Origin of the sequence: Kitasatospora sp. NPDC091335, from assembly GCF_044757205.1 — a bacterium.
GTDB lineage: Bacteria > Actinomycetota > Actinomycetes > Streptomycetales > Streptomycetaceae > Kitasatospora.
Genome location: NZ_JBIVUM010000004.1, coordinates 1 through 14,049, shown reverse-complemented (window position 1 = coordinate 14,049; position 14,049 = coordinate 1). Strand labels below are relative to the sequence as shown.

At 72.9% G+C, this 14,049-nt stretch carries 12 protein-coding genes, 1 tRNA gene and 1 pseudogene; 8 read left to right on the top strand and 6 right to left on the bottom strand.

All coding sequences use genetic code 11. The features are described 5' to 3' along the window. The first annotated feature begins 118 nt into the window (after positions 1-118). From ACIQOW_RS11540 to ACIQOW_RS11525, 4 genes are all read left to right on the top strand, one after another. Entirely contained in the window at positions 119-1,747 is a 1,629-nt protein-coding gene (locus ACIQOW_RS11540; protein WP_401082947.1) for a M48 family metalloprotease, read from the top strand. Positions 1,748-1,809: 62 nt separating this feature from the next. Beyond that, the gene (locus tag ACIQOW_RS11535) at positions 1,810-2,934 is read left to right on the top strand and encodes a hypothetical protein (RefSeq protein WP_401082944.1); all 1,125 of its coding nucleotides are present in this window, start codon (positions 1,810-1,812) and stop codon (positions 2,932-2,934) included. A gap of 98 nt (positions 2,935-3,032) precedes the next feature. Next, positions 3,033-3,698 carry a peptide-methionine (S)-S-oxide reductase MsrA gene (gene msrA / locus ACIQOW_RS11530; protein WP_401082942.1) on the top strand — a complete coding sequence of 222 codons (666 nt, stop codon included), beginning with the start codon at positions 3,033-3,035 and terminating at the stop codon, positions 3,696-3,698. 148 nt (positions 3,699-3,846) lie between these two features. Then, on the top strand, positions 3,847-4,209 hold the full coding sequence (locus tag ACIQOW_RS11525) for a cupin domain-containing protein (RefSeq protein ID WP_401082939.1): 363 nt from the start codon (positions 3,847-3,849) through the stop codon (positions 4,207-4,209). Between the two features lie 78 nt (positions 4,210-4,287). On the opposite strand, the gene ACIQOW_RS11520 is transcribed toward ACIQOW_RS11525, so the two are convergent. The 3 genes from ACIQOW_RS11520 to ACIQOW_RS11510 all read right to left on the bottom strand — a co-directional run bounded on the left by ACIQOW_RS11520 (position 4,288) and on the right by ACIQOW_RS11510 (position 8,058). Continuing rightward, positions 4,288-5,577, bottom strand: a complete 1,290-nt coding sequence (locus ACIQOW_RS11520) for an Ig-like domain-containing protein (protein ID WP_401082936.1) — start codon at positions 5,575-5,577, stop codon at positions 4,288-4,290. Between the two features lie 200 nt (positions 5,578-5,777). Beyond that, a complete protein-coding gene (locus ACIQOW_RS11515; RefSeq protein ID WP_188297628.1) occupies positions 5,778-6,116 on the bottom strand; it encodes a hypothetical protein in 339 nt (112 codons plus the stop codon). Positions 6,117-6,657: 541 nt separating this feature from the next. Beyond that, complete coding sequence (locus ACIQOW_RS11510) at positions 6,658-8,058, bottom strand: cystathionine beta-synthase (protein WP_188297627.1); 1,401 nt, start codon at positions 8,056-8,058, stop codon at positions 6,658-6,660. Between the two features lie 214 nt (positions 8,059-8,272). Here ACIQOW_RS11510 and ACIQOW_RS11505 point away from each other — a divergent pair, with 214 nt between their 5' ends. From ACIQOW_RS11505 to ACIQOW_RS11495, 3 genes are all read left to right on the top strand, one after another. Then, complete coding sequence (locus ACIQOW_RS11505) at positions 8,273-9,343, top strand: SGNH/GDSL hydrolase family protein (RefSeq protein WP_401082931.1); 1,071 nt, start codon at positions 8,273-8,275, stop codon at positions 9,341-9,343. A gap of 64 nt (positions 9,344-9,407) precedes the next feature. Next, complete coding sequence (locus ACIQOW_RS11500) at positions 9,408-10,628, top strand: acetyl-CoA C-acetyltransferase (RefSeq protein ID WP_401082928.1); 1,221 nt, start codon at positions 9,408-9,410, stop codon at positions 10,626-10,628. A gap of 290 nt (positions 10,629-10,918) precedes the next feature. Then, positions 10,919-11,875 carry a hypothetical protein gene (locus ACIQOW_RS11495; RefSeq protein ID WP_401082925.1) on the top strand — a complete coding sequence of 319 codons (957 nt, stop codon included), beginning with the start codon at positions 10,919-10,921 and terminating at the stop codon, positions 11,873-11,875. Positions 11,876-12,050: 175 nt separating this feature from the next. Here ACIQOW_RS11495 and ACIQOW_RS11490 read toward each other — a convergent pair whose 3' ends face one another. The 3 genes from ACIQOW_RS11490 to ACIQOW_RS11480 all read right to left on the bottom strand — a co-directional run bounded on the left by ACIQOW_RS11490 (position 12,051) and on the right by ACIQOW_RS11480 (position 13,601). Continuing rightward, entirely contained in the window at positions 12,051-12,419 is a 369-nt protein-coding gene (locus ACIQOW_RS11490; protein WP_401082922.1) for a hypothetical protein, read from the bottom strand. An 87-nt stretch (positions 12,420-12,506) separates the two neighbouring features. After that, positions 12,507-13,379: a Bax inhibitor-1/YccA family protein gene (locus ACIQOW_RS11485; protein ID WP_401082920.1), complete on the bottom strand. Its 873-nt coding sequence runs from the start codon at positions 13,377-13,379 to the stop codon at positions 12,507-12,509. A 140-nt stretch (positions 13,380-13,519) separates the two neighbouring features. Continuing rightward, positions 13,520-13,601: transfer RNA gene (locus ACIQOW_RS11480), tRNA-Leu, on the bottom strand. 254 nt (positions 13,602-13,855) lie between these two features. Here ACIQOW_RS11480 and ACIQOW_RS11475 point away from each other — a divergent pair. Further along, positions 13,856-14,049, top strand: a pseudogene (locus ACIQOW_RS11475) (ABC transporter ATP-binding protein); the annotation flags it as partial.

The window sequence follows — 14,049 nt, the reverse complement described above, 5'->3', positions numbered from 1 at the left end:
GCGACCGCTACGATCTGCACCCGTCGTACACATGTTCACCATGCAACAACCGCGCGCCGTCCTGCCGTCGCGCCCCCGGGAAGGTCACCGCATGGACGCGCCCCAGCGTTCGACTGTCATGAACACATCTGCCCGAGCCGCCACCGCCGTGGCCCTGCTCATCGGCTTCTACCTGCTCGCCCTCGGCATCGTCGTGGGCCTGCTCGTCCTCGACATCACGTTGTACCAGGCCTCGGGCGAGCTCCGCCCGACCCTGATCAAGGTCTGGGCACTGACCGCCGCGGTCGCCTACCCGGTGGTCCGGGTGGTGTTCCTGACCCGCCGTCGCAAGGACGACGGCGAGGTGGCCGGCGTGCTCCTCACCCGCGAGCGGCAGCCCGCCCTGTGGGCCGTGGTCGACCGGATCTCCGAGCGGACCGGCGTCCGCGGACCGGCCGAGATCCGGCTCGTGCCCGAGGTCAACGCGGGCGTCCTGGAGGAGACCAGACTGCTCGGCCTGGTCCCCGGCAAGCGGCACCTCGTCATCGGCGCCCCGCTGCTGATCGGCCTCACCGAGGGCGAGCTGGAGTCCGTGCTGGCGCACGAGTTCGGCCACTACAGCAACCGGGACGTCAAGCTGGCCGCCGTCACGGTGGCCGGCCGCCGCGCGATCCTGCACACCATCGGCGGCCTCCACGAGCGCGCCGACGAGCACAAGGCCGAGGAGGCCGCCAAGCTGGCCGCCAAGGCCGAGAAGCGGCTGGCCAAGGGCCGCAAGCCGTCCGGCGCGGTGGCCACCGGCGGGGTCGACCGGGTCCTCGCCAAGCTCTTCACCCTCTACGCCAAGCTCTACTTCCGGGTCTCCGAGGCGGTCGGCCGCCGCCAGGAGTACGCGGCCGACCAAGTCGCCGCCCAGCTCGCGGGCCGGGACGTCACCGCCGCGGCGCTGCGCCGGATGCCGGTCCTGGACTCCGCCCAGGACCACTACCTCGGCAGCTACGCCACCATCGGCTGGGACGCGGGGCTGCTCCCGCCGGCCGGCCAGGTCTACGGCGGCCTGGCCCACCTGCTGGCCGATCCGAAGCGCCGGGAGGAGCTCGCCGAGTACGCGCTCGAACTGCCCTCGGAGCAGCCCGACCCGTACGACTCGCACCCGCCGATCGACCGCCGGGTCGCCGCGATCGAGGCGCTTCCCGACGACGGACGCGGCCCGGGTGCCACCGGCCCGGCCCTCGCCCTGCTGCACGAGGCCGAGCGGGTGCTGACCGAGCTGGAGGCCGTCTCGCTGGTCCCGGAGGCGGCCCGCAAGCAGCGGGTCGGCTGGCCCGAGCTGGTCCGCGCGGCGATGCTCGTCCACGCCCGCGAGGCGGCCGTCCCGGCCCGCGGGGCCCTGACCGCCCTGGGCCTGCCGCCCACCGTCCACGGGCTGCTCGACGCCGTCGACGCCGGCCGGGCCTGGGAGTTCACCGGCCGGTTGCCGAGGAGCGAGGAGGCCGCCGCCGCGACCGGCCGGGCCGCCCGCGAGTTCGCCCGCCCGGTGCTGCGGAAGGAGCTGGCGCACGCCACCGTCGTCACGCTGGCCGAGGCCGGCCTGGCCGGCTGGGAGCTGTCCTGGTCCGGACCGGCCGAACTGCACCTGCCGGACGGCTTCGCCAGGCGCTTCGACACCGCCCTCGACGCCGCCTGCACCGACACGCCGGACACCGAGCCGCTGCGGGCACTGCTCGCCGGGGCCGGCCTCCCGTCGTCCACCGCCCCGGCCGTCTGAGCCCACCGCACCGCACCGCACCGCACCGCACCGCACCGCACCGCACCCAGGAAGGATCTCCCTTGACCGGCATCATCGTGTTCGCCGTCGTCGGCCTCGTGCTGCTGTTCCCGGTCGTCATGACCCGGCTGGCCAAGCGCAAGCAGGCCCAGCTGGACCGGGCCAGGACCACCATCGCGAACCACGAGGCACGGCAGGCCGAGGAGGAGCGGGGGAGGGACACCGCCACCGCGTCCGGCCACGGGCTGGTGCCCGCCGAGGACCTGGTCCTGGACGGCGAGCCGGGCCCCGAGGAGGAGGCGGCGCTCGCCGCCGCGAAGGCGGGCGACTGGCGGCCGGCCGCCGCCCACCTCACCGGGGACGTCCGCGCCGACGTCCGCTGGCGGCGCCAGCGCGCGCTGGCCGAGCTGGCGGCCGAGGACGACGCCTGGCTGCTGGCCTGGCGGGCGGAGCACCCGCAGGACCCGGCCGCCGCCCTGCTGCACGCGGACGCCCTGGTCGTCCTGGCCTGGAACATCCGCAGCTCGGCCCGGGCCCAGCACGTCACCCGCGAGCAGTTCGCGGCCTTCCACCGGGTCCTGGGGGAGGCCGGGGAGGCAGCCGTCGAGGCGGCCGCGCTCGCCCCCGCCGGCGACCCCAACCCGTGGGTCGCCCAGGTCCCCGTCGCCATGGGCCTCGGCTGGTCCAACGACCGGTTCCGGGCGCACTGGGCCGAGCTGACCGAGCGCGACCCGCACCACTGGGCGGCGCACAACCGGGCCCTCCAGTACTGGTGCGCCAAGTGGCACGGCAGCCACGAGCTGATGCACGGGTTCATCGACGGGGCGATCGCCGCCGCGCCGGCCGGCAGCCTGCTCGCGCCGATGAAGCTGGAGGCGTACTTCGAGCAGTTCGGCCAGGACGGGGAGCGGCTCAGCGCCTGGAAGCGGCCCGAGGTCGGCGCCGCCCTGGACGCCGCGCTCGCCGACCTCGCCGCCGCCGACCCGGAGCACCCCCGGATCCGCACCGCCCGCGGCTGGCTCGCGTACACCCTGACCCTGGCCGGTCGGCCGGCCGAGGCGCTGGAGCAGTACCAGGCCCTGGGCCGGTACGTCCCGCAGCCGTTCAGCTACCTCGGCGACCCCCGGCAGTCCTTCGTCGACCTGCGGGTCAAGGCGGCCAAGGGGGCCGGCCGGAAGAAGCGCTGACCGACCCCGCGCCCGGCCCCGGCGGCCGCTCCCGGAATCCGGGGGCGGCCGTCCGCGTTGGACCTTGCGCCACCTTTCCCGACCCGCTGGAGCAGGCCGTGCTGTTCAACCGCCACAAGACCTCGCTCGTCCCCGCCGACCAGGCGCTGCCCGGCCGGCCGACCCCGGCCTTCACCCTGTCCGAGCCGCACACCGTGCTGGGCCACCCGCTGACCGGCCCGTACCCGGAGGGCCTGGAGGTCGCCGACTTCGGGCTGGGCTGCTTCTGGGGCGCCGAGCGCGCCTTCTGGCGGCTGCCCGGCGTGTGGACGACGCTGGTCGGCTACCAGGGCGGCCACACCCCCAACCCGACGTACGAGGAGGTGTGCAGCGGGCTGACCGGGCACACCGAGGCGGTCCGGGTGGTGTTCGACCCCGCGGTGATCTCCTACGAGCGCCTGCTGAAGACCTTCTGGGAGGCGCACGACCCGACCCAGGGCAACCGCCAGGGCAACGACGTGGGCACCCAGTACCGCTCCGCCGTCTACACCCACTCCCCCGCCCAGGCCGAGGCCGCCGCGGCCACCAGGGACGCCTTCCAGCCGGCCCTGACCACGCTCGGTCACGGCCCGATCACCACCGAGATCGCCCCGGCCGGGCCGTTCTTCCCGGCCGAGCCGTACCACCAGCAGTACCTGTCCGAGGCCAAGAACCCCAACGGCTATTGCGGCCTCGGCGGCACAGGAGCCTCCTGCCCGATCGGCGTCGCCCGCACCCAGGGCTGACCTCCCGCACCCCCGGGCCGCTCTCCGGCACCCGGCGGCGGCCACTCAAAGTGACCGTTCCCCGATCCGGGCGCAGACTGGAAGGGCCAGCAGGCCGGCCCGGCCACCCGCTGGTGACCGGGCCGTCCTCGTGGGAGAGGAGTGCGCCATGTCCGGTCTCTACCAGCGGAACTTCGACGATCCCGAGGAAGTCCGCCCCTTCGAGGCGGGCACCGGGGAACTGCGGCTGGTCAACCTGGACGGCGGCCCGGTGGGCCGGGCCGTGTTCCAGCCGGGTTGGCAGTGGTCCAAGCACGTGAAGCCGATCGCCGGGACCGACAGCTGCCAGGCCGCCCACACCGGGTACGTGGTCTCGGGCCGGATGAAGATCGTCATGGACGACGGCCAGGCGGCCGAAGTGGGCCCCGGCGACTTCATGGTCTGCCCGCCCGGGCACGACGCCTGGATCCTCGGCGACGAGCCCTGCGTGATCGTCGACTGGCAGGGCTTCGCGGACTACGCGAAGCGCTGAGCCGTCGGCCGGAGCGCGGCCGACGGCCGGGAACGCGGTGGACGGCTCCTTCGTGGCGCCGTCCACCGCGCCGCCGGGTCAGACGGCGCTGCCGGCCTTCCAGGCGGCCCAGCCCATGTTCCAGCCGTTCAGGCCGTTGTCCGGGGCCACCGTCTTGTCACCGGAGTTCAGGACCTCGACCACGTCGCCGACCATCGAGGACTTGTAGAACTTGTAGCCGTCCGAGCCGGTGTCCTGCGCGCCCTTGGTGTCCTGGAGGCCGATGCAGCCGTGGCTGGTGTTCTGGCCGCCGAAGATCGACGGCGAGGACCAGTAGTTGCCGTGGATGAAGGTGCCCGAGGTGCTGAGGCGCATGGCGTGCGGCACGTCCGCGATGTCGTACTCGCTGCCCAGGTTGACGGTCTGGGAGTTCATCCGGGTCTGGGTGTACTGCTCGGAGATCACCATCTTGCCGCCCCAGGTGGTGTGTTCGGGCGAGCCGCCGGAGATCTTGTAGACCGCGCTGACCTGGCCGTCGGTGGTGACGGTGAGCTTCTTGGTGGCGAGGTCGGCGACGCTGGTCTGGGCGCGGCCGACGGTGAAGCTCACGTCCTTGGACTGGGTGCCGAACACGCCCTTGGCGCCCTCGACGTCCTTGAGCCGCAGCTTGAGGGTGACCTTGGTGCCCTTGGCCCAGTACTCCTGCGGCCTGAAGTCGAGGCGGGTGCTGGAGAACCAGTGGCCGACGATCTCGACACCCGGCTCGGCCGTCACCGTGATCGCCTGCTGGACGGCCTTGCGGTCGGTGACCGGCTTGCTGAAGTTGATCGAGACCGGCATGCCGACGCCGACCGTCGAACCGTCCTCGGGGGTGAAGTAGCCGACGAAGGTGTTGGCCGGGGTCGCCGTGGTGAAGACGGCGTTGGAGTCCGCCTCCAGCTTGTCCTTGTCGAAGGCGGTGGCGGCGACGGCGTACTTGGTACCGCTGGCGGGGGCGGCGGCCGAGGTCCAGCCGGTGCCGTCGGCGGAGAGCTGGCCGGCCAGCTCCTTGCCGGTGGTGTCGGTGACCTTGACACTGCTCAGGGTGCCCTCGGTGACGGTGACCTTGACCGGCTCGCTGAAGCTCGCGGAGGCGGCCCCGTCGGCCGGGGTGACCGTGATGACGGCGGCCGAGGTCTTCGGGGCGGCGCTGCTGCTCGCACCTCCGGAGGCCGGGGTGCCGTTCACGGCGCCGGAGCCACTGCCGCTGCCACTGCTGCTGCTGCCGCCGCCGCTGTTGTCGTTGCAGGCCGCCAGCAGCAGGACGGGCGCACCGATCAGTCCCGCGAGGACCCCGCGCCGGCTCCAGTTGCTTCCGGCCGCCCGCCCCTGTCCGTCCCGTGCCGTCACGTCGCGTCTCCCTGCTGATCATCCCGGGCATTTACGGATACAGAAACGCAATCCGCCCGTTCACGGTTCCATCACCGAAGGGTAAGCGATCGTATGAGATGACCCAACTTCCGGACGGAGAGGGACGAAACGCCCGATCCGCGAGGCGGACCGGGCGTTCACGAGCGGTGACGGCGGAGGCCGTCACCCGGTGTTCCGTCCTACTCGGCGGACTCGTCCACCTGGTACTCGTCCCACTCCTCGGTCTCGGGGTCGAACTCGGTCTGCGCCGACTCCCAGGTCGCCGAGGCGAGCTCCACCCCGGGCACCTCGCCGAGCAGCGCGACGGGGTCGATGAAGTGGGCGAGCGAGCCCGACGGGTCCACCTCGATGGCCTCGACGGACTGGGCGCGCTCCTCGTCGTCGAGGTACTCGTCCGCGCCGACCGCCTCCAGGGCGGCGGCCTTGAGCGCGCCCTCGTCGGTGATCTCCGCGATGAGCTCGATCTTGACCCGGACGTAGCGCGGGGCGTCCTGGTCGGTCGTTTCAGTGCTGGTCATGCGTGCGAGGGTACGGGACGGCCACGCCCGGCGCGGCGCACGGGCGGCTGCCCGGAGCACGCTCCGGGCGCCCGGCAAGCCCATGGCGGACCGAAGGCCCGGGGCGGACGGAAGGGGCCGGTCCCTCGGAGAAGGACCGGCCCCACCGCTCCCCCGCGGGGGCTCCCCCACCCGGGAGCCGCGGGGACACGCGCCGTGGCCGGCGCGGTGCTGCCGTGGGAGCCGCCGCACCCTGTCAGCCGGCCGGAGCCGGGCAGGGGCGGGACGACGGCGCCTCCCACGGCGGGAGGACACGGCGGCCGGGTCAGGGCCACCCGATGTGTCCGGAGCCGACCGCGGTCGCCGGGGAGCCGCTCCCGGACGGTTGCCGTCGCCTCACTCGGCGTCCTGCCGTTGACCACCACGATGCCCGAGCCGTGTTAACCACGTGCTGCGGACAGGTGACGCCGGTGTACCACTTCCCCGTGGACGAATCCTCCGCATCCGCCCGCGACGAGGTGGCGGCGAGGTGGCGGCGACGCGGCGCGGCCGTGACGCCGCGTCAGTGCTGGCCGCGACCGGTCAGGAAGCCCAGCAGGTCCTGGCGGGTGACGATGCCCTGCGGCTTGCCCTCGACCAGCACGACGGCCGCGTCGGCCTTCTCCAGCACGGTCATCAGGTTGGTGACGGTCTCGCCCGAGCCGACCACCGGCAGCGGCTTGGACATCACCTTGTCCAGCGTGTCCGTCAGCTCGATCTCCTTGGCGAAGATGCCCTCCAGCAGCAGCTTCTCCACCACCGAGCCGATCACCTCGCCGGCCATGATGTCCGGGTGGCCGGCGCCCGGCGAGACCACCGGCATCTGCGAGACGCCGTACTCGCGCAGCACCCGGACCGCCTCGGCGACCGTCTCGTTGGGGTGCATGTGGACGAACTGCGGGACGCCGCCCTGCTCGATGGACTCCTTGCGGGCCAGCACCTCGCCGATGTGCGCCTCGTCGGTGGAGGAGGGCAGGAAGCCGTAGTCGGCCATCCAGTCGTCGTTGAAGATCTTCGACAGGTAGCCGCGGCCGCCGTCCGGCAGCAGCACCACCACGACGTCGTCGGGCCCGAGCCCGCGGGCCACCTCCAGCGCGGCCACCACGGCCATGCCGCAGGAGCCGCCGACCAGCAGGCCCTCCTCCTTGGCCAGGCGGCGGGTCATCTGGAACGAGTCCTTGTCGGAGACGGCGACGATGCCGTCCGCGACGCCGCGGTCGTAGGCGGTCGGCCAGAAGTCCTCACCGACGCCCTCGACCAGGTACGGCCGCCCGGTGCCGCCCGAGTAGACGGAGCCCTCCGGGTCGGCGCCGATCACCTTGACCTTGCCGCCCGAGACCTCCTTCAGGTAGTTGCCGGTGCCCGAGATGGTGCCGCCGGTGCCGACGCCGGCCACGAAGTGGGTGATCCTCCCCTCGGTCTGCTCCCACAGCTCCGGGCCGGTGGAGTGGTAGTGCGAGGCCGGGTTGTCGGGGTTGGAGTACTGGTCCGGCTTCCAGGCGTTCGGGGTCTCCCTGACCAGGCGGTCGGAGACGTTGTAGTAGGAGTCCGGGTGCTCAGGGGCGACGGCGGTCGGACAGACGACCACCTCGGCGCCGTACGCGCGCAGGGTGTTGATCTTGTCCGTGGAGACCTTGTCGGGACAGACGAAGATGCACTTGTAGCCCTTCTGCTGGGCCACGATCGCCAGGCCGACACCGGTGTTGCCGGAGGTCGGCTCGACGATGGTGCCGCCCGGCTTGAGGGCACCCGAGGCCTCCGCGGCCTCGATCATGCGCATCGCGATGCGGTCCTTGACCGAGCCGCCGGGGTTGAAGTACTCGACCTTCGCCAGCACTGTCGCGCTGATGCCCTCGGTGACCTTGTTCAGCTTGACCAGCGGCGTGTTGCCGACCAGGTCGATGATCGAGTTGTGGTACCGCACGGGGGTCCTCCCGGTCTGTGGGCATGCGAGTGCTTTCGGTACTGCAAAGCCTAGGCCGTGGCACCCGCCCCGCGGTTCCCCTCTTTCACACCTCCCCCAATGGCCCACCCCCACCGCTGCCCCCGGTACTCCGGCGCCCGGCGCGGGTAAGACCGCTGTGCAGGCATCGCCACGGCCCGGAGGGGCCGGCAGGAGCACGGCAAGGGGGCACCGGATGCCAGGGGCACAGGACTCGCGGGCCCGGGTGGCCCGCAGGATCGCCACCGCGGCGGCCTACGGAGGCGGCGGGCTCGGCCTGCTCGGGGTGGGCCTGGTCGGCGTGCTGCTGACCGAGAGCAGACTCGCCGTCCAGGCCATCGGCGTCCTGGAGACCCACCCGCCCAGGGCCGACGGCGTCTACGGCGAGGCCTTCGCCGACCGCGCCGCCGCCGCGCGGGCCCCGCTCGTGCTGGCCGTCCTCGGCGACTCCACCGGCGCCGGCCTCGGGGTGGCCCGGGCCGGCGAGACCCCGGGCGCGCTGCTGGCCGCCGGACTGGCCTCGGTGGCCGAGCGCCCCGTCCGGCTGGTCAACGTGGCCCGTTCCGGCGGCCGCTCCGCCGACCTCTCCGGCCAGCTGGAGCAGGCGCTGCCGCACCACCCGGACGTCGCCGTGGTCATGGTCGGCGCCAACGACGTGACCCGGCACAGCCCGGCCCAACTGGCCGTCCGCCGGCTCGGCGAGGCCGTCGCCGCCCTGCGCGCCAACGGCTGCGAGGTGGTCGTGGGCACCTGTCCCGACCTCGGGACGATCAAGCCGGTGCGCCCGCCGCTGCGCTGGGTGGCCCGCCGGCTGAGCCGGCAGCTGGCCGCCGCGCAGACCATCGCGGTGGTGGAGGCGGGCGGCCGGACGGTCTCGCTGGGCTCGCTGCTGGGGCCGGAGTTCGCCGCGCGCCCGGAGATGTTCGCCGCCGACCGCTACCACCCCTCCGCCCAGGGCTACGCGACCGCCGCGATGGCCGTGCTGCCCTCGGTCTGCGCCGCGCTCGGCCTCTGGCCCGAGGAGGAGCGTCCGGCCACGGCCGTCCCCGGCGGGACGGTGCTGCCGGTCGCGGTGGCCGCCGCCGCGGCGGCCGGGCGGGAGGGCACCGAGGTGGCGGCCGTGCCGGCGGAGGGTCCGGGCCGCCGCTGGGCCCAGTTGCGGCACCGGCTGCGGATCGGTCTGCCCCGCTCCGAAGGCGGGAAGGAAACCGGTACGGCCCCCGGGAGCACGTCGGCCAGCTCACACGCCGGAGCGGGTGACGCCTGATCTACCAGGCGGTAACTTTCCTCCCGGACGTCAGGTCCGCCGTTCACTCAGCGAGGAGCCCGTCATGCCCGAAGCCGTCATCGTCAGCGCCGCCCGTTCGCCGATCGGCCGGGCGTTCAAGGGCTCCCTCAAGGACGTCCGCCCGGACGACCTGACCGCCCACGTCATCCAGGCCGCCCTGGCCAAGGTGCCGCAGCTCGACCCGCGCGAGATCGACGACCTGATGCTGGGCTGCGGCCTGCCCGGCGGCGAGCAGGGCCACAACCTGGCCCGCATCGTGGCCGTCCAGATGGGCATGGACTACCTGCCCGGCGCCACCGTCACCCGCTACTGCTCCTCCTCGCTCCAGACCACGCGGATGGCACTGCACGCGATCAGGGCGGGCGAGGGCGACGTCTTCGTCTCGGCCGGCGTGGAGACCGTCTCGCGCAGTGTGAACGGCACCTCGGACGGCCTGCCCGGCACCATGAACCCGGTCTTCGACGAGGCCCAGGCCCGCACCAGGAAGCGCGCCGAGGAAGGCGGCGGCGCGTGGCACGACCCGCGCGAGGACGGCCTGGTGCCGGACGCCTACGTCGCGATGGGCCAGACCGCCGAGAACCTGGCCGCGCTCAAGGGCATCACCCGCGCCGAGCAGGACGAGTTCGGCGTCCGCTCGCAGAACCTCGCCGAGGCCGCCATCGAGGCGGGCTTCTGGCAGCGCGAGATCACCCCGGTGACGCTCCCGGACGGCACCGTGGTCAGCGCGGACGACGGCCCGCGCGCCGGCGTCACCCTGGAGGGCGTGTCCGGCCTGAAGCCGGTGTTCCGCCCCGACGGCACGGTGACCGCGGGTAACTGCTGCCCGCTGAACGACGGCGCGGCCGCGCTGGTCGTCATGTCCGACACCAAGGCCCGCGAGCTGGGCATCACCCCGCTCGCCCGGGTGGTCTCCACCGGTGTCAGCGCGCTCTCCCCCGAGATCATGGGCTACGGCCCGGTCGAAGCCTCCAGGCAGGCGCTCAAGCGCGCCGGCCTGACCATCGACGACATCGACCTGGTCGAGATCAACGAGGCCTTCGCGGCCCAGGTGATCCCCTCCTACCGCGACCTCGGCGTCGACCTGGACAAGCTGAACGTCAACGGCGGTGCCATCGCGGTCGGCCACCCCTTCGGCATGACCGGCGCCCGGATCACCACCACGCTGATCAACTCCCTCCAGTGGCACGACAAGCAGTTCGGCCTGGAGACCATGTGCGTCGGCGGCGGCCAGGGCATGGCGATGGTCGTCGAGCGCCTCAGCTGACCCCCGGGTCACCCTCCGAAGGGTCTGGACCACCCGTTTGGAGTGACGCAGCGTAATTGAGGCCCGGATCACACCGCGAGGTCGATCCGGGCCTCTTTTCTTTCGTTTTCGGCCCGGAAATCGACACTGCGGAGCGGATCAACTCCACTGCGTAGAACGGTGTTACCTAACAATTTGGGGACAAGAGCGAAAGTCCCGGAGGAATTGGACATTCGCCACTGCGGTAACAGCCCCGCATGCGGCAATGTGGACACGTAACCCCGTTCCGCTCCTCGCTAGGAGTACGTTCCGTGAGCGCCGTCTACACCATCCTGCTGCTGATCCTGATCGCCGTGTCGACCGCCGTGCTGCTCCACCTCAGGGGACTCTCCCGCCGGCTGGACGCGCGGGCCGCCGCCCGCGCCGTGCCCGCACCGGTGGACGAGGCCGCGATACGCCGGGCCGTCACCGAGGCGCTCGCCGCCGACCGCGAGCGGGAGATCACCGAGGCCCGGACGTTCTGGGCCGAGCAGGAGGCCCGCGCGGCCGAGGACGCGCCACTGTTCGACTCCCCGTTCACCGGAGCGTTCTCCGGATCGTTCTCCGGCACCGACGAGTGGCCGCTCTTCTTCCCCCGCCCCACCGGCCCGCAGGACGCCGTCGACAACGCCGGGACGATGGACCCGGAGTTCGGCGAGGCGCTGCGCTCCGCGCTGGAGGACCTGATCAACGAGGACGGCACCGCCCCGGCCGAGCCCGGCCCCGAGGGCGGCGCGCCGCTGCGCCCCGGCCACCCGGCCGGTGAGGCCACCGCCAAGGACGCCAAGGCCCGCCGTGAGGCCGACCTGCTGGCCACCGGACTGGAGGCCGGGCTGCTGGACACCGACCCGGTCGTCGAGGAGGCCCCGGCCCCCGCTCCCGACCCGCGCCGCCACCCCTCGCACCCCGACTTCGTCCCCAGCCAGGCGCCGTCCCGGGAGTGGACCGACGACCGGCTGGCCGCGCTCGCCGAGGAGGCCGTCGCCCTGATCGACGTCCGCCCGGGCCCGCTGGGCACCCTGGACGTGTACGCCTTCGCCGACGGCACCACGCTCTGCGTGGCCCCGGGCGACCGGGAGGCCGCGTACCGGCTGATCGACGCGGTCCGTGCCGGTGAGCACGTCCGGCTGCTCGGCGGCTCGCGCTTCTCCGGCTCGTACTCGCTGACCTTCTCCACCGACGAGGAGGCCGTCTACGTGCTCGCCGACCGGGTGGTCGCGAGCATCTGACACCAGCTCACCAGCTCACCAGCACGCAGGCGCCGAAGGCCGGCCGGGTCAAGGGGTTACCGACCCGGCCGGCCTTCGGCCTGTCCGCCTCCGTACGGGCCTGTGCGCCTCCGTACGGGCCCGTAGGTACACCTGCCGACGACGGGCTCGTACGGCCTCTCGACGGTGGGCTCGCTCAGCCGCAGAGCGCCGCCGTCTCCCGCACCGCCGCCACCGCCCGGGCCAGCACCTCGGCCACCGCCACCGGCCCGTCCGGCAGCGCCACCTCGGCGCCCCCGGGCAGCGCCGCGAGCGCGGCCGCCAGGTCGTGCCCGGCGACGGCCAGTTGGTCCCCCACCGCGAAGGCCCCGGCGTCCGGGAGTTCCCGCCACGGCCCGCCCTCCGCCGCCAGCGCCGTCCCGGCCAGCCGCCGGGCCAGCTCCAGCGCGGCCGCCGCCCGCGAGGCGTGCCCGGGCACGGCGCCCAGCAGCCTGCTCTGCGGCAGCGAGCGGAAACGATCCGCCAGGGACTCGACGGCTTCGACCAGGGGCTCTACGTCATGCATGGGTAGGAGCGTAAGCGAGAAAGCCGCCGGGCCCCGGAGCGAGTCGCTCCGGGGCCCGGCGGCAGTGGTTCACGACGGGAGGGACCGTCAGTCGTCGCCGCGCAGGATCGCGATCAGCCGCAGCATCTCCATGTAGATCCAGACCAGCGACACGGTGAGCCCGAAGGCGGCCCGCCACGACTCGCGCTGCGGGGCGCCCTGGGCGATGGCCTCCTCGATCGCCGCGAAGTCCAGCGACAGGAAGAAGGCGCCCAGGCCGATGCCGATCAGGCCGACCACGATGCCCAGCGGGCCGGAGCGCAGCCCCATGTCGGCGCCGAAGGCCATCGCGACCACGTTGACCAGCATCAGCAGCACGAAGCCCATGGCGATCGCGATGCCGATCCGCTGGTACCGCGCGGTGACCCGGATCCGGCCGCTCTTGTAGGCGAACAGCATCGCCGCGAAGACCGCCGCGGTGCCCAGCACCGCCTGGATCACGATGCCGTTCAGCATGGTGTTGAAGGCGTGCGAGACGGCGCCCATCATGAAGCCCTGGAAGGCCGCGTAGGCCAGGATCAGCGGCGGGCTCACGCTGCGCTTGAAGGAGACCACCATGCCGACGACCATGGCCACCAGGCTGGCGCCGATCGCGAAGCCGAAGTTCTCGAACGGCAGCGCGAACCAGGCCACCGCACCGGCGGCGACCAGGGTCAGCAGCGTCATCGCCGTGCGGGCGACCACGTCGTCGAGCGTCATCCGCCCGGTGGCCGCGGGACCGGCCGACGGGCCGTTGTACATCTCGTAGAGCTGGTCGTCGGTCAGCGGGGCCTGACCCTGCGGCTGCTGGGCGTAGGCCGTGCCCGCGTAGGGGTTGGCGCCGTTCGGACTCCCGGCCTGCGCGGTGTTGCCGAACCCTGCGTAGCCGGTGTCGCGGGTGAAGGACCCCTCCCGCGAGAAGACCGGGTTGCTGCTTCTCATTGCTCATTCCCTCCGTGGCGGCACTGCACCGCCCGTGTACAAGGGTAATGGCTTGGCAAAAATTTCGGGATACGCCGCGAGGAGGATCCCCTGAACGACCACCGGCGGGGACGCCGTCGGCGCCCCCGCCGGGATATCGGTGCCCGGAGCCGGACTCGAACCGGCACGGCCTCGCGGCCAAGCAGTTTTAAGCTGCCCGTGTCTGCGTTCCACCATCCGGGCGTCCTGCGAACCCCCCAGAGCCTAGTCGCCCGGCTCGTCCTTTTGCATGTTCCCGGCCGCGGAAGTTGTCATGTTTCCTTGCCATCTGACGAACCGTTTGGAATTCGGCCACGAAGGACAGCCTTCCGGCCATCCCCCCTGCCTCAGGGTTCGCGTCATACCGCAGGAGGAGGGGCCGACCCTCCCGTACGCCCAGCGGCGGTAGGCCCAACCGTCCGGCGGATCGACGCAGGACCATGATCACCTCGCGGAACATGGAGGTACAAATCCGCGAGCACAAGGAGCCCCCCGTGACCCCGTCGACCGCAACCGCCGTCCACACCGGCCTGGCGGCCGCCCGCGCCACCGGTCTCAACAAGGTCTACGGGGAGGGGGAGACCCGCGTCGTCGCCCTCGACAACGTCAGCGTCACCTTCCCCCAGGGCGAGTTCACCGCGATCATGGGCCC

Excerpts from the sequence above, each read along its gene's own strand:
- ACIQOW_RS11540 (WP_401082947.1), top strand. The coding sequence starts at position 119 with ATGAACACATCTGCCCGAGCCGCCACCGCCGTGGCCCTGCTCATCGGC.
- ACIQOW_RS11525 (WP_401082939.1), top strand. The coding sequence starts at position 3,847 with ATGTCCGGTCTCTACCAGCGGAACTTCGACGATCCCGAGGAAGTCCGC.
- ACIQOW_RS11515 (WP_188297628.1), bottom strand. The coding sequence starts at position 6,116 with ATGACCAGCACTGAAACGACCGACCAGGACGCCCCGCGCTACGTCCGG.
- ACIQOW_RS11505 (WP_401082931.1), top strand. The coding sequence starts at position 8,273 with ATGCCAGGGGCACAGGACTCGCGGGCCCGGGTGGCCCGCAGGATCGCC.
- ACIQOW_RS11500 (WP_401082928.1), top strand. The coding sequence starts at position 9,408 with ATGCCCGAAGCCGTCATCGTCAGCGCCGCCCGTTCGCCGATCGGCCGG.
- ACIQOW_RS11490 (WP_401082922.1), bottom strand. The coding sequence starts at position 12,419 with ATGCATGACGTAGAGCCCCTGGTCGAAGCCGTCGAGTCCCTGGCGGAT.
- ACIQOW_RS11485 (WP_401082920.1), bottom strand. The coding sequence starts at position 13,379 with ATGAGAAGCAGCAACCCGGTCTTCTCGCGGGAGGGGTCCTTCACCCGC.